This is a genomic window from Pseudomonas sp. T8 (genome assembly GCF_024610635.1).
Classification (GTDB): domain Bacteria; phylum Pseudomonadota; class Gammaproteobacteria; order Pseudomonadales; family Pseudomonadaceae; genus Aquipseudomonas; species Aquipseudomonas chlororaphis_I.
Genome location: NZ_CP102374.1, coordinates 6,122,050 through 6,135,890 on the forward strand (window position 1 = coordinate 6,122,050; position 13,841 = coordinate 6,135,890).

The 13,841-nt window shown below is 65.3% G+C and carries 16 protein-coding genes and 1 riboswitch; of the genes, 14 read left to right on the forward strand and 2 right to left on the reverse strand.

Features of this window, described 5'->3' with window-relative positions; translation table 11 throughout:
* Window positions 1-2: 2 nt before the first annotated feature.
* Window positions 3-1,322 carry a sorbosone dehydrogenase family protein gene (locus NRG23_RS27940; RefSeq protein WP_198919247.1) on the reverse strand — a complete coding sequence of 440 codons (1,320 nt, stop codon included), beginning with the start codon at window positions 1,320-1,322 and terminating at the stop codon, window positions 3-5.
* A 72-nt stretch (window positions 1,323-1,394) separates the two neighbouring features.
* On the reverse strand, window positions 1,395-1,976 hold the full coding sequence (locus NRG23_RS27945) for a hypothetical protein (protein WP_009050264.1): 582 nt from the start codon (window positions 1,974-1,976) through the stop codon (window positions 1,395-1,397).
* 171 nt (window positions 1,977-2,147) lie between these two features.
* Window positions 2,148-2,384: riboswitch (cobalamin riboswitch) on the forward strand.
* Window positions 2,385-2,463: 79 nt separating this feature from the next.
* On the opposite strand from NRG23_RS27945, the gene cobO reads away from it, so the two are divergent.
* The 14 genes from cobO to NRG23_RS28015 all read left to right on the forward strand — a co-directional run bounded on the left by cobO (window position 2,464) and on the right by NRG23_RS28015 (window position 13,805).
* Complete coding sequence (gene cobO / locus NRG23_RS27950; protein ID WP_025805652.1) at window positions 2,464-3,075, forward strand: cob(I)yrinic acid a,c-diamide adenosyltransferase; 612 nt, start codon at window positions 2,464-2,466, stop codon at window positions 3,073-3,075.
* Window positions 3,072-4,397, forward strand: a complete 1,326-nt coding sequence (locus tag NRG23_RS27955) for a cobyrinate a,c-diamide synthase (RefSeq protein ID WP_257373076.1) — start codon at window positions 3,072-3,074, stop codon at window positions 4,395-4,397. The genes cobO and NRG23_RS27955 overlap by 4 nt, the downstream gene beginning before the upstream one ends.
* Window positions 4,394-5,044, forward strand: coding sequence for a 5,6-dimethylbenzimidazole synthase (gene bluB / locus NRG23_RS27960; protein ID WP_257373077.1), 651 nt, complete (start codon window positions 4,394-4,396; stop codon window positions 5,042-5,044). The genes NRG23_RS27955 and bluB overlap by 4 nt, the downstream gene beginning before the upstream one ends.
* Entirely contained in the window at window positions 5,041-5,949 is a 909-nt protein-coding gene (cbiB, locus tag NRG23_RS27965) for an adenosylcobinamide-phosphate synthase CbiB (RefSeq protein ID WP_009050260.1), read from the forward strand. The genes bluB and cbiB overlap by 4 nt, the downstream gene beginning before the upstream one ends.
* A complete protein-coding gene (gene cobD / locus NRG23_RS27970; protein ID WP_028683143.1) occupies window positions 5,942-6,934 on the forward strand; it encodes a threonine-phosphate decarboxylase CobD in 993 nt (330 codons plus the stop codon). The genes cbiB and cobD overlap by 8 nt, the downstream gene beginning before the upstream one ends.
* Window positions 6,931-8,382, forward strand: coding sequence for a cobyric acid synthase (locus NRG23_RS27975; protein WP_257373078.1), 1,452 nt, complete (start codon window positions 6,931-6,933; stop codon window positions 8,380-8,382). Before cobD ends, NRG23_RS27975 begins: the two co-directional genes overlap by 4 nt.
* Window positions 8,383-8,443: 61 nt before the next feature.
* On the forward strand, window positions 8,444-8,965 hold the full coding sequence (gene cobU / locus NRG23_RS27980; protein WP_016702500.1) for a bifunctional adenosylcobinamide kinase/adenosylcobinamide-phosphate guanylyltransferase: 522 nt from the start codon (window positions 8,444-8,446) through the stop codon (window positions 8,963-8,965).
* On the forward strand, window positions 8,962-10,017 hold the full coding sequence (cobT, locus tag NRG23_RS27985) for a nicotinate-nucleotide--dimethylbenzimidazole phosphoribosyltransferase (RefSeq protein ID WP_257373079.1): 1,056 nt from the start codon (window positions 8,962-8,964) through the stop codon (window positions 10,015-10,017). Before cobU ends, cobT begins: the two co-directional genes overlap by 4 nt.
* Window positions 10,014-10,589: an alpha-ribazole phosphatase family protein gene (gene cobC, locus NRG23_RS27990; protein WP_257373080.1), complete on the forward strand. Its 576-nt coding sequence runs from the start codon at window positions 10,014-10,016 to the stop codon at window positions 10,587-10,589. Before cobT ends, cobC begins: the two co-directional genes overlap by 4 nt.
* A 2-nt stretch (window positions 10,590-10,591) precedes the next feature.
* Window positions 10,592-11,323 carry an adenosylcobinamide-GDP ribazoletransferase gene (locus NRG23_RS27995; protein ID WP_041989026.1) on the forward strand — a complete coding sequence of 244 codons (732 nt, stop codon included), beginning with the start codon at window positions 10,592-10,594 and terminating at the stop codon, window positions 11,321-11,323.
* Window positions 11,324-11,405: 82 nt separating this feature from the next.
* Entirely contained in the window at window positions 11,406-11,810 is a 405-nt protein-coding gene (locus NRG23_RS28000) for a MarR family winged helix-turn-helix transcriptional regulator (RefSeq protein ID WP_016702496.1), read from the forward strand.
* 52 nt (window positions 11,811-11,862) lie between these two features.
* Window positions 11,863-13,065: an MFS transporter gene (locus NRG23_RS28005; protein WP_009050252.1), complete on the forward strand. Its 1,203-nt coding sequence runs from the start codon at window positions 11,863-11,865 to the stop codon at window positions 13,063-13,065.
* Window positions 13,062-13,184 carry a hypothetical protein gene (locus NRG23_RS28010; RefSeq protein ID WP_255222802.1) on the forward strand — a complete coding sequence of 41 codons (123 nt, stop codon included), beginning with the start codon at window positions 13,062-13,064 and terminating at the stop codon, window positions 13,182-13,184. The genes NRG23_RS28005 and NRG23_RS28010 overlap by 4 nt, the downstream gene beginning before the upstream one ends.
* A 69-nt stretch (window positions 13,185-13,253) precedes the next feature.
* Window positions 13,254-13,805 (forward strand): glutathione peroxidase, encoded by a 552-nt coding sequence (locus tag NRG23_RS28015; protein WP_025805639.1) that lies wholly within the window; start codon window positions 13,254-13,256, stop codon window positions 13,803-13,805.
* Window positions 13,806-13,841: the final 36 nt, after the last annotated feature.

Consider the following 13,841-nt stretch of genomic DNA (forward strand, 5'->3'; position numbering starts at 1 on the left):
ACCTAGTGCGCCTTGGCTGCTGACACACGCCAGACCTTGTTGCCGACATCATCGGCCACCAGCAGATCCCCTTGCTTGTCGATCACTACGCCGACCGGCCGGCCCATGGCTTTCTCATCGGCGCTGAGGAAGCCGGTCAGGACGTCCACCGGTTGGCCCACCGGCTTGCCATTGGCGAAGGGCACGAAGATCACTTTGTAGCCGCTGTGGGGCTTGCGGTTCCACGAGCCATGCTGGCCGATGAACACGCCCTGGGTGAACGGCGCCGGCAGCTTGCTGCCTTCGGCGAATGCCAGGCCGAGGGAGGCGGTATGTGGGCCGACGGCATAATCCGGGGCGATGGCCTTGGCCACCAGGTCCGGGTTCTGCGGAGTGACTCGCACGTCCACATGCTGGCCGTAGTAGCTGAATGGCCAGCCGTAGAAAGCGCCGTCCTTGACCGAGGTGATGTAGTCCGGCACCAGATCGCTGCCGATCTCGTCGCGCTCGTTGACCGCGGTCCACAGCTGGCCGCTTTGCGGTTCCCAGGCCATGCCGTTGGGGTTGCGCAGGCCCGAGGCGAAAATCCGTTGCTTGCCGGTGGCGCGGTCGACTTCCCAGATGGCGGCGCGACCTTCCTCCTGGTCCATGCCGTTTTCGCCGACGTTGCTGTTGGAGCCTACCGTGACGTACAGCTTGCTGCCGTCCTTGCTGGCAATCACGTTTTTGGTCCAGTGGTGGTTCAGCTTGCCACCAGGCAGGTCGACCACCTTGGTCGGCTGGGCGTTGATCTTGGTGTCGCCGTCCTTATAGGGGAAGCGCAGCAGGCGATCGGTGTCGGCGACGTACAGGTCATTGCCCACCAGGGTCATGCCGAACGGCGAGTTGAGGTTTTCCAGGAACACCGTGCGGGTTTCCGCCACGCCATCGTGATCCTTGTCCCGCAGCAGGGTGATGCGGTTCGGGCTGGGCACGCCAGCGCCGGCACGGCTCATGATCTTGCTGGCGATCCAGCCGCGGAAACCTTTGCTGTCATCGGGGGAGGGCGGGGCGTTGGTCTCTGCCACCAGTACGTCGCCATTGGGCAGCACGTACAGCCAGCGCGGATGGTCCAGGCCTTCGGCGAATGCGGCCACCTGGGTGCCGGTGGCGGCCACCGGTTTGGCGCCTTGCGGCCAGCCGATCGCGGGCGCGATGTTCACGGTCGGGAACAGGGTCTTGTTCGGTTCGGGCAATTTCGGCGAGGGGCCGGTGCCGTCGGAGACCTGGAGGGTGGAAGTTTCGCCACAGGCGGCGAGGCCTGCGGCGACGGCGACAAGGATGGCGTATCGAAGCTTGAGCATGCTGATTTCCCTATGAATGCACGAAGTCGGTGTAGTCATAGAGAAGCACAGATGGACGATGGTTCCACCTGCTCAGCGTGCTTCCTTGAACAGCACGGCAACGCCGGGGTGATAGTTGCCGGCTTCGTTGCGCAATTTGCGGTACGCGTAGGGGAAGTACCAGGCGACGGCGCAGCAGTGTTCCTTTTGCAGGTCGTCGACCATGTCCTGCAGTTCTTCCGGGGTGGCGCTGTGCTGGGTTTTCTGCGGCGTAACGAACAGGCAGCCGAGTTTCAGGTCGCTGGGGTAGCTGGCTTTTTTCGCGTCGCTGGCGGCATCTAGCAACGGTTGGGTCAGGTGCAGGCTATTGACCCGGGGCCAGCGCTGGGTGGTCTGGATATAGACACGCTCCTCCTGCGTGGCGATGTACAGGTCGGTGCGGCCGCTGCGGTCGCCGTCCTCGACCTGTTTTTTGCTCGGTGTGTGTTCCAGGGTGACCATCTCCGCCATCCAGGCCGCCGCCGAGAGCAATCCCAGGTTGGCTTTTTCGTCGAACCAGTAAGGGCTTTCGTTATCGCCGCGCACGGCGTTGTAGCGGTCGATGCAATCGAACCAGCGTTCCAGGGCAGGGCGCAGGAATTCCAGTTTCGGATTGCTGATGATCATGCCTTGCATCGGACTTTTCCTATTATTGTTGAGATATTGGAGTTTTTTAACGCGATTATGGCTATTTGATATCACTGCGTTGAGTGTGGCACAAGATTGGCGTCATTTTTCCGATATGGCAGCCATTCGTCGATCTGCCGGGCCCCGGCTTTAATTGACGCTCCACCCCCAACCCTCTAACCTTCGCGACTTGTTTCAGGTGCTCTGTGGCCGCAGGTCGACAGAGTGAAACAGGGAAGCCGGTGAGTACGCGTGCCGAAGGCGCACGCACGACGATTCCGGCGCTGCCCCCGCAACGGTAAGTGAGTCAAGACTGCGCCTGATGCCACTGTGTCGACTGTCGACATGGGAAGGCGCGCAGTTGGGCATCCCAGCCACTCACAAGCCCGGAGACCGGCCTGATCCATCCAACGGCATCACGGTGGGCGATGCCAGGCTTGCGCCGTCTATTCCTATTCCTGCCCCCCGTTATCCAGCCCCAACGGAGAGCTGCCCCATGACTGAATCCCCTGATCGTGACGAACGCCATCTGGCGCGCATGTTGCGAAAAAAAGCCGTGATCGATGAACGCATCGCCAACTCGCCGAACGAATGCGGCTTGCTGCTGGTGCTGACCGGCAACGGCAAAGGCAAAAGCAGCTCGGCCTTCGGCATGCTCGCGCGGGCCATGGGCCACGGCATGCAGTGCGGCGTGGTGCAGTTCATCAAGGGCCGCAACAGCACCGGCGAGGAATTGTTCTTCCGGCGTTTCCCGGAGCAGGTGCGTTTCCATGTCATGGGCGAAGGTTTCACCTGGGAAACCCAGGACCGCCAGCGCGACATCGCCGCCGCCGAAGCCGCCTGGGCGGTTTCCCGCGAACTGCTGAGCGACCCGAACATCGGCCTGGTGGTGCTCGACGAATTAAACATCGCCCTCAAGCACGGCTATCTGGACCTGGACCAGGTGCTCAGCGACCTGCAGGCCCGGCCGCCAATGCAGCATGTGGTGGTCACCGGGCGTGGCGCCAAGCCGGAGATGATCGAACTGGCCGACACCGTCACCGAAATGGGCATGGTCAAGCATGCCTTCCAGGCCGGGATCAAAGCGCAAAAAGGCGTCGAACTGTGAGTGATGCCCGTCATTGCCCGGCGGTATTGATTGCCGCGCCGGCTTCCGGTCAGGGCAAGACCACCGTGACCGCCGCGCTCGCCCGACTGCATCGCAATCAGGGGCGCAAGGTGCGCGTGTTCAAATGCGGCCCGGATTTTCTCGACCCGATGATTCTCGAGCGCGCCAGCGGTGCGCCGGTGTATCAGCTGGACATGTGGATGGTCGGCGAACAGGAAAGCCGCCGCCTGTTGTGGGAGGCCGCCGGCGAGGCGGACCTGATCCTGATCGAGGGCGTGATGGGGCTGTTCGACGGCACGCCGTCCAGCGCCGACCTGGCGCGGCATTTCGGGGTGCCAGTGCTCGCGGTAATCGATGGCACCGCCATGGCCCAGACCTTCGGGGCCCTGGCGTTGGGGCTGGCGCGCTATCAGCCGGACCTGCCGTTCGCCGGCGTGTTGGCCAACCGCGTCGGTACCTTGCGTCATGCGCAGTTGCTCGAAGGCAGCCTGACCGAAGGCCTGCGCTGGTACGGCGCGCTGTCCCGGGAAACCGGCATCGAACTGCCCAGCCGCCATCTGGGGCTGGTGCAGGCCAGCGAACTCAACGATCTGGATCTGCGTCTCGACGCGGCGGCAGCCGCCTTGGCTGACATCTGCGAAGTGGCCTTGCCGCCCGCCGTGGCGTTTGCCGCTCCCCAGACGGTTGCCGTCGAGCCGCTGTTGGCCGGGGTGCGCATTGCCGTGGCCCGCGACGAAGCCTTTGCCTTTACCTATGGCGCGAGCCTGGATCTGCTGCGGGCCATGGGCGCCGAGCTGGGCTTTTTCTCGCCGATCCATGACGCGGTACTGCCCGAGGCAGACAGCCTGTACCTGCCAGGCGGTTACCCGGAGCTGCATCACCGGGCGCTGGCGGCGAACGGCTCGATGCTCAGCGCGATCCGCGCGCATCACGCCGCCGGCAAACCCTTGCTCGCCGAGTGCGGCGGCATGTTGTATCTGCTGGACTCCCTGACCGACGTCGACGGCGAGCGCGCCGAACTGCTGGGCCTGTTGCCCGGCGATGCGGTGATGCAAAAGCGCCTGGCGGCCCTGGCCTTGCAGGCGGTGGAGCTGCCGGAAGGCTCGCTGCGCGGCCATACCTACCACCACTCGTTGACCAGCACCGAGCTTGCGCCGATCGCCCGGGGCCTGAGCCCGAATGGCGGGCGCGGCGCGGAAGCGGTTTACCGCGAAGGGCGGATGACCGCCTCTTACGTACATTTCTATTTTCCGTCCAACCCCGAAGCGGTGGCGGCCCTGCTGGCGCCGGCAGGAGCGAGCGTGCTCGCGCGGTGCCCATGACCGACAACGCCTTTTCCGCGGCCGAACGCGACGCGGTCTATCGCGCGATCGCCGAGCGTCGTGACATGCGCCACTTCGTCGGTGGCATGGTCGAGCCGCAGGTCCTGCGCCGCCTGCTGGAGGCGGCGCACCAGGCGCCCAGCGTCGGCCTGATGCAGCCTTGGCGTTTCATCCGTATCAGCGACCGACCGTTGCGTGGGCAGATCCAGCAACTGGTGGAAGAGGAACGGGTGCGCACCGCCGAGGCTCTGGGCGAACGCTCCGATGAGTTCATGAAACTCAAGGTCGAAGGCATCAACGACTGCGCCGAGGTCCTGGTGGCGGCGCTGATGGACGACCGTGAGCGGCATATTTTTGGCCGGCGTACCTTGCCGGAGATGGACCTGGCCTCGCTTTCCTGCGCGATTCAGAACCTCTGGCTGGCGGCCCGGGCCGAAGGGTTGGGCATGGGCTGGGTGTCGCTGTTCGAGCCCGTTGCCCTGGCCGAGCTGCTTGGCCTGCCGGCCGGGGCCAAGCCGCTGGCGGTGTTGTGCCTGGGTCCGGTCGGCGAGTTTTACCCGGCGCCGATGCTGGTGCTCGAAGGTTGGGCGCAAGAGCGCCCGCTGAGTGAATTGCTGTATGAAAACTACTGGGGAGTGAGTCAATGAGTGTGGCGTTGCTGAGTGTCGCCGGGGTAGCGCTGGACGCGTTGCTGGGCGAACCCAAACGCTGGCATCCGCTGGTGGCGTTCGGCCGTTTTGCCGACCGCATCGAGCAACGTTTCAACTCCGGCGGTCGCGGCTGGCGCAGTCATGGCGTCACTGCCTGGGTCATCGCGGTGCTGCCGCTGACCCTGCTGGCGACGCTGTTTTCCTGGCTGCCCTATATCGGCTGGTTGTTCGAGATCCTGGCGCTGTACTGCGCCCTCGGCCTGCGCAGCCTTGGCGAGCATGTCGAGCCGGTGGCCCAGGCCTTGCGCAGCGACGACCTGGATCAGGCGCGGCAGCGGGTCGGTTATCTGGTCAGTCGCCAGACCAGCGAGCTGGATGCCACCGAAGTCGCCCGCGCCGCCACCGAGTCGGTGCTGGAGAACGGCAGCGACGCGGTGTTCGCCGCCCTGTTCTGGTTTGCCGTGGCCGGCGCGCCAGGCGTGGTGCTCTACCGCCTGAGCAACACCCTGGATGCGATGTGGGGCTATCGTAATGAGCGTTTCGAGCGTTTCGGCTGGGCGGCGGCGAAGATCGACGACCTGCTCAACTATATTCCGGCCCGCCTGGTGGCCCTGACTTACGCGTTGCTGGGCAAGACCCGCCTGGCGCTGAAATGCTGGCGCCGCCAGGGGCCGACCTGGGACAGTCCGAACGCCGGGCCGGTGATGGCGGCCGGGGCCGGAGCCCTGGGTGTCGAGCTGGGCGGCGCGGCGATCTATCACGGCGAGCTGCACCAGCGGCCGCAGCTGGGCGAGGGGACGGCGGCCGATGCTTCGTCCATCGATCGTGGCTGGCAACTGGTACAGCGCGGGGTCTGGTTATGGCTGCTGATTCTCTGCGTGGGAGCTGAATTCTATGCTTGAGCACGGTGGTCGCCTGCGCAAGGCGGCCGAGCAATACGGCATCGCCGAGGCCGACTGGCTGGACCTGTCCAGCGGCCTGGCGCCCTGGCCGTGGCCGATTCCCGAGATTGGGATGCGGGCCTGGGCGCGCCTGCCGGAAACCGACGATGGCCTGGAGCAGGCTGCCCGCGACTATTACGGCGCCGCCCATGTGTTGCCGGTGCCTGGCTCCCAGGCGGCGATCCAGCTGCTTCCGCGTTTGCGCCGCGCCGGCAAGGTCGGCGTGCTGTCGCCCTGTTATGCCGAGCACGCCGAAGCCTGGCGCCGCAGCGGCTACATCGTGCGTGAAGTGCTGGAACAGGAAGTGGACTTTTTCCTCGACAGCCTGGACGTGCTGGTGGTGGTCAACCCGAACAACCCCACGGGCCTGAGCCTGACCCCGGAGCGCCTGCTGGACTGGCACGCGCGCCTGGCGCAGCGCGGTGGCTGGCTGGTGGTCGACGAGGCCTTCATGGACAACACTCCCCATCTGAGCCTGGCGGCCCAGGCCGATCAGGTGGGGTTGATTGTCCTGCGCTCCTTCGGCAAGTTTTTCGGCCTGGCCGGTGTACGCCTGGGCTTCGTCCTGGCCGAGCGCAAGTTGCTCAAGCTGCTGGCCGAACAGGTCGGCCCCTGGGCCGTCAGCGGACCGACCCGGGTGCTGGGCCAGGTGTGCCTGCGTGACAGCCAAGGCCATGCACGGCAACGGCTGCGCAGCGAAGTGGCGAGCCTGCGCCTGGCGCACCTGCTCGAGCGCCACGGCCTGAAACCCCAGGGTGGCTGTGCGCTGTTCCAGTGGCTGATCACCGATCGCGCCGAGCTGTTGCATGAGTTCATGGCGCGCCGGGGCATCCTGCTGCGGTTGTTCACCCATAACAGCAGCCTGCGCTTTGGCCTGCCGGCCGATGAAGCCGATTGGTCGCGTCTCGAACAGGCCTTCGTCGCCTACGCCAAGGAACATCCATGACCACCCTGATGGTGCAGGGCACCACCTCCGATGCCGGTAAAAGCACCCTGGTGACGGCGCTCTGCCGCTGGCTGACGCGCCAGGGTGTCAGCGTCGTGCCCTTCAAGCCGCAGAACATGGCCCTCAACAGCGCGGTGACCGCCGACGGCGGCGAGATCGGCCGCGCCCAGGCGGTGCAGGCCCAGGCCGCGCACCTGGAGCCGCACACCGACATGAACCCAGTGCTGCTCAAACCCAACAGCGACACCGGGGCACAGGTGATCATTCACGGTCGCGCGGTGACCACCATGAACGCGGTGGCCTATCACGACTACAAGGCCATCGCCATGCAGGCGGTGCTGGCCTCTCACCAACGCCTGAGCGCGGCCTATCCGGTGGTGATGGTGGAGGGCGCGGGCTCGCCGGCGGAGATCAATCTGCGGGCCGGCGACATCGCCAACATGGGCTTTGCCGAAGCGGTGGACTGCCCGGTGCTGCTGATCGCCGACATCAATCGTGGCGGGGTTTTCGCCCATCTGGTGGGCACCCTGGAGCTGTTGTCGCCGAGCGAGCAGGCGCGGGTCAAAGGTTTCATCATCAACCGTTTTCGCGGCGATATCGCCCTGTTGCAACCGGGCCTCGACTGGCTCGAAGCGCGTACCGGCAAACCGGTGATCGGCGTGCTGCCCTACGTGCTGGACCTGCATCTGGAAGCCGAGGACGGCATCGACCAACGTCAGGCCGACAAGGTCGAGCAGGTGCTGAAAGTGCTGGTGCCGGTGTTGCCGCGCATCAGCAATCACACCGACTTCGACCCGCTGCGCCTGCACCCCCAGGTGGACCTGCAATTTATCGGTCCGGGCCAGGCGATTCCGCCAGCCGACCTGATCATCCTGCCCGGCTCGAAAAGCGTGCGCAGCGACCTGGCGTATCTGCGCGCCCAGGGCTGGGACAGGGCCATCGCCCGGCACCTGCGCTATGGCGGCAAGGTGCTGGGCATCTGCGGTGGTTTGCAGATGCTCGGCGAGCAGTTGCACGATCCCTTGGGGCTGGAAGGCGCGCCAGGTTCCAGCGCCGGGCTGGGGCTGCTGGCATTCGAGACGCTGCTGGAAGAAGAGAAGCAACTGCGCAACGTGCGTGGACGCCTGGCGCTAGAGGAGGCCGAGGTCAGCGGTTATGAGATCCATGCCGGGGTCACCACGGGGCCTGGGCTGGAACTGCCCGCGGTGACTCTGGACGACGGTCGTTGCGACGGTGCGCGCAGCGACGATGGGCAGATTCTCGGTACCTACCTGCACGGCCTGTTCGAGGCGCCGGCAGCCTGCAGCGCGTTGCTGCGTTGGGCGGGTTTGCGCGAGGTGCAGGCGGTCGACTACCACGCCCTGCGCGAGCGCGACATCGAGCGCCTGGCCGATCTGGTGGAGCAGCATCTGGACACCGAGCACCTGCGCCAGCTTTGCGGGCTTTAGAGCGTCGGCGCCGGTAGTGCGGCGCCGCTGTGGCTGTACCTCAATTCAAGGGTTTCCAAGCATGTTGCAACTGATCCTCGGCGGCGCCCGCTCCGGCAAGAGTCGCCTGGCTGAAAAGCTCGCTGGCGAGAGCGGTCTGGCCGTGACCTATATCGCCACCAGCCAGGCGCTGGACGGCGAAATGAACCAGCGCATCGAGCATCACCGCGAACGGCGTCCGGCCGAATGGGCATTGATCGAGGAACCCCTGGAGCTGGCGCGAGTGCTGCGTGAAGCGGCGAGCGCCGAACGCTGCCTGCTGGTGGATTGCCTGACCTTGTGGCTGACCAACCTGTTGCTGCTGGAGGATGCCGAGCGGCTCGCCAGTGAACGCGAAGCGCTGTTGCAGTGCCTGGCGTCGCTGCCGGGCGAAATCATTTTTGTCAGCAACGAGACCGGAATGGGTGTCGTGCCGCTGGGCGAATTGACTCGCCGTTATGTCGATGAAGCCGGTTGGCTGCATCAAGCCCTGGCCGAGCGTTGTCAGCGGGTAGTGCTGACGGTGGCCGGCCTGCCCCTGACTCTGAAAGGAACTGCGTTATGAATGACTTCTGGTGGCTGCGGCCGTGCAAGGCGCTCGACACTCAAGCCCTGGAGGCGGCGCAGTCGCGTCAGCAGCAATTGACCAAGCCCACGGGTTCGCTGGGGCAGCTGGAGCGGGTAGCGGTACAGCTGGCCGGCTTGCAGGGGCGGGTAAAGCCTGGCCTGGAGCAGCTGTGGATCGCGATTTTCGCCGGCGACCACGGGGTGGTGGCCGAGGGCGTTTCGGCTTATCCGCAGGAAGTCACCGGGCAGATGCTGCACAACTTCGTCACCGGCGGCGCGGCCATCAGCGTGTTGGCGCGACAGCTGCGGGCACACCTGGAAGTGGTCGACCTCGGCACGGTGACGCCCGGGCTGAACCTGCCTGGCGTGCGTCATTTGAATCTCGGGGCGGGTACCCGCAACTTCGTCGAGGGGCCGGCCATGACCCAGACCCAGGGCGAGCAGGCCCTACAGGCCGGACGTGACAGTGTGCTGCGGGCTGTCGAGCAGGGCAGCGAGCTGTTTATCGGTGGCGAGATGGGCATTGGCAACACCACCGCGGCCAGTGCCGTGGCCTGTGCCTTGCTGGACATTCCGGTAGCGCTCCTGGCGGGTCCGGGCACCGGCCTGAATGCGGCGGGTGTCAGCCACAAGGCGCGAGTGATCGAGCGTGCCTTGAGCCTGCATGCGGCCCAGCGTGGCGATGCCGTGCAGACCTTGTTCAACCTTGGCGGTTTCGAAATTGCTGCGCTGGTGGGGGCGTACCTGGCCTGTGCCCAGGAAGGCGTGGCGGTGCTGGTCGACGGCTTCATTTGCAGCGTGGCGGCGCTGGTGGCGGTGCGGCTCAACCCCGGGTGCCGGCAGTGGTTGCTGTTCGGCCACCGTGGGGCCGAGCCGGGGCATCGGCATATCCTGCAAACCCTCGAGGCCGAGCCTTTGCTGGACCTCGGCCTGCGCCTGGGCGAGGGTAGCGGCGCGGCGCTGGCGGTGCCATTGCTGCGCCTGGCCTGCGACCTGCACGGGCAGATGGCGACTTTCGCCGAAGCGGCCGTGGCGGATCGCCCTGCATGACCTTGCGCCTGGACCTGCTGCGCCATGGTGAAACCGAGCTCGGTGGCGGCCTGCGCGGCAGCCTCGACGATGCCCTGACCGACGCCGGATGGCAGCAGATGCGTGCCGCCGTTGCCGGCCAGGGACCCTGGGATCGGCTGGTGAGTTCGCCCTTGCAACGCTGTGCGCGTTTCGCCGAGGAACTGGGTGCGCGCCTGGCACTGCCGGTGAGCCTGGACCCGGATCTGCAAGAGCTGCATTTCGGCTCCTGGGAGGGGCAGAGCGCGGCGGCGCTGATGGCGACCGATGCTGAGGCGCTGGGGCGGTTCTGGGCTGATCCCTATGCCTTTACTCCGCCGCAGGGCGAGCCGGTGCTGGCGTTTTCCGAGCGGGTGCTGGGGGCAGTCGAACGTCTGCACCAGCGTCATGCCGGCGAGCGGGTGCTGCTGGTCAGCCATGGCGGAGTGATGCGCTTGTTGCTGGCCCGGGCCCGGGGTTTGCCGCGCGAGCAGCTGCTGAATGTCGAGGTCGCTCACGGTGCCTTGTTCGCCCTGACTGTCGAGGCTGGCCTGGCGTTGAGCGAAGGAGTCTGAGCATGCTGCCATTCTGGATCGCCCTGCAGTTTCTCAGCAGTTTTCCGGTGCGTTTGCCGGGCATGCCGTCGCCCGAGGAAATGGGCCGGTCATTGCTGTTCTATCCGCTGATCGGCCTGCTGTTCGGGCTGCTGCTCTGGGGCATGAACCAGTTGTTGATGGGCGCGCCGCTGTTACTGCATGGGGCGCTGTTGCTGACGGTCTGGGTGCTGCTCAGTGGAGCCTTGCATCTGGATGGGCTGGCCGACAGCGCGGACGCCTGGCTGGGCGGCTTCGGCGATCGCGAGCGTACGTTGACGATCATGAAGGACCCGCGCAGCGGGCCGATCGCCGTGGTCACCCTGGGGCTGGTGTTGCTGCTCAAGTTCGCCGCGCTGGTGGCGCTGATCGAGCAGCAGGCCGGCGTTGCCTTGCTGCTGGCGCCGCTGATCGGTCGTGGTGCCTTGCTCGGGCTGTTCCTCTGCACGCCTTATGTACGCCCTGGTGGCCTTGGGCAGGCGCTGGCGAATCATCTGCCGCGTCTGGCCGGCAAGTGGGTGCTGGCGCTTGCTGCGCTGGCGTGTGTAGTGCTCGGTGGTTATGGCGCGGTGTGGGCGTTGCTGCTGGCGGGCGTGGTGTTTGTCGGCTTGCGCCAGCTGATGCTGCGTCGTCTGGGCGGCACCACCGGGGATACGGCGGGGGCTCTGCTGGAACTGCTGGAGGTGGCGGTCCTGGTGGGGTTGGCGCTGTTCTAGAAAGGCGGGGCGCGGGTTTTATCCGCGCCCTGGGCTTTGCAAAATTCTTGCATTCCATTAATCGCGGGTATATACACGCACCATGCTTCCTTCTCAATGTTTGTGCACCAACCTGCGTCGCGCCGCCCGTGGCGTCAGCAGGTTCTACGACGGCGCTCTCGACGGCTTCGGGATCAACGTTGCCCAGTATTCCTTGCTAAGCAACCTGCAGCGCCTGGACCAACCGAGCATTTCCAGCCTGGCCGAAGCGATGGGGCTGGATCGCAGCACCCTGGGCCGTAACCTGCGGGTGCTGGAAGGCGAGGGGCTGGTCCGGTTGTCCGAAGGCGAGGATCAACGCAATCGCATCGTCCAGCTGACCGAGGAAGGCCAGCAGCGATTGCTGGCGGCCTTGCCGGCCTGGGAGGCGGCGCAACAGCGTTTGATCGACCGTCTGGGTGCAGAGAAACGCGAAACCTTGCTGGCCTTGCTGAACGAACTGGCGTGAACGCCTTTTGTTCGATGATAAGCGGGTATATACCCGTAAATGGAGAATAACGATGACTTCGATGTGGCGTACCAGCGGTTGGGTTCTTCTCGGGAGTGCGCTGATCCTGGCCTTGTCCCTGGGGGTAAGACACGGTTTCGGTCTGTTTCTGCCGCCCATGAGCGCCGAGTTCGGCTGGGGGCGCGAGGTGTTTGCCTTTGCCATTGCCTTGCAGAACCTGATCTGGGGCCTGGCCCAGCCCTTCACCGGCGCCCTGGCCGACCGCTTCGGTGCGGCCAAGGTGGTGATGATCGGCGGCGTGCTGTACGCCGTGGGCCTGTTGTTCATGGGGTTGGCCGACTCGCCACTGTCGCTGTCATTGAGCGCCGGATTGCTGATCGGTATCGGCCTTTCGGGGACCTCGTTCTCGGTGATTCTCGGCGTGGTGGGGCGTGCACTGCCGGCGGAAAAACGCAGCATGGGCATGGGCATCGCCAGTGCGGCCGGTTCGTTCGGTCAGTTCGCCATGCTGCCGGGCACCCTGGGCTTGATCGGCTGGCTCGGCTGGTCGTCAGCGCTGCTGGTGTTGGGGTTGCTGGTGGCGTTGATCGTGCCGCTGGTGAGCATGCTCAAGGACAAGCCGCTGCCAAGCCTGGGCCATGAGCAGAGCCTTTCCGAGGCCTTGCGTGAAGCCTGCTCCCATTCCGGGTTCTGGCTACTGGCGTTCGGCTTTTTCGTCTGTGGTTTCCAGGTGGTATTCATCGGCGTGCATTTGCCGGCTTACCTGGTGGACCAGCATTTGCCGGCCACAGTGGGCACCACGGTGCTGGCGCTGATCGGCCTGTTCAATATCTTCGGGACCTACACCGCTGGCTGGCTGGGCGGACGCATGTCCAAGCCACGCTTGCTGACCGGCCTGTACCTGTTGCGCGCGGTGGTCATCGGCCTGTTCCTCTGGCTGCCGGTGACGCAACTCAGCGCATATCTGTTCGGCATGGCCATGGGCTTCCTGTGGCTGTCGACGGTGCCCCTGACCAATGGCACGGTGGCCACCTTGTTCGGGGTGCGCAACCTGTCCATGCTGGGCGGCATCGTGTTTCTGTTTCACCAGTTGGGCTCGTTCCTCGGCGGCTGGCTCGGCGGGGTGGTCTACGATCGAACCGGGAGTTATGACTTGATCTGGCAGGTGGCGATTCTCCTCAGTCTGCTGGCCGCGGCCTTGAACTGGCCGGTGCGCGAGCGTCCGGTCGCGCGTTTGCAGGCAAGCGTGGCATGAGCCGGGCAGGCCTGCGCTGGGTCGGCCTGGCGGTTGTCGTCGTGCTGTTGGCGTTGGCCTGGTGGGGCTGGCACCAGGGTGGGCTGGCGCTGATGCAGCTGGGCATGGGCGTCTGCTAGGAGGCACTTGCTAGGGCGTCCGCCGGGCGAGTAGCTTCACCCTTTGACGGTACTTTCAAGGAGTTGAATATGTTGGCGCGTTGGCTGGCTGTTCCAGCTGTACTCATGGTGTTTGCCGGTTCGGCGTGGGCGGGCGAATGCCCGTCGCTGTTGCAGGGCTCGCTGCCCAAGCTGCGCGCCAAGGAATCCATCGACCTGTGCCAGCGCTTTGCCGGCAAGCCGCTGGTGGTGGTCAATACCGCGAGCTTTTGCGGCTTTGCCCCGCAGTTCAAGGGGCTCGAAGCGCTGTACCAGCGTTACAAGGATCAGGGGCTGGAGCTGGTAGGCGTGCCCTCCAATGACTTCAAGCAGGAGTCCAAGGATGGCGCGGAAACGGCCAAGGTCTGTTATGTGAACTACGGCGTCACCTTCACCATGACCGAACCGCAGCAGGTCCGAGGCCCGGACGCGGTGCATCTGTTCAAGGTCCTGGCCGAGCAGAGCAGTGCGCCGAAGTGGAATTTCTACAAGTATGTGGTCGATCGCCAGGGCAAGGTGATCGCCAATTTCTCCAGCCTGACCAAGCCGGACAGTCCGGAACTGATCGAGGCGGTGGAACAGGCGCTGGCGTCCAAGCCTTGAGTGTTATCCGCGGCCAATAAAAAAGCCCCGGCATCC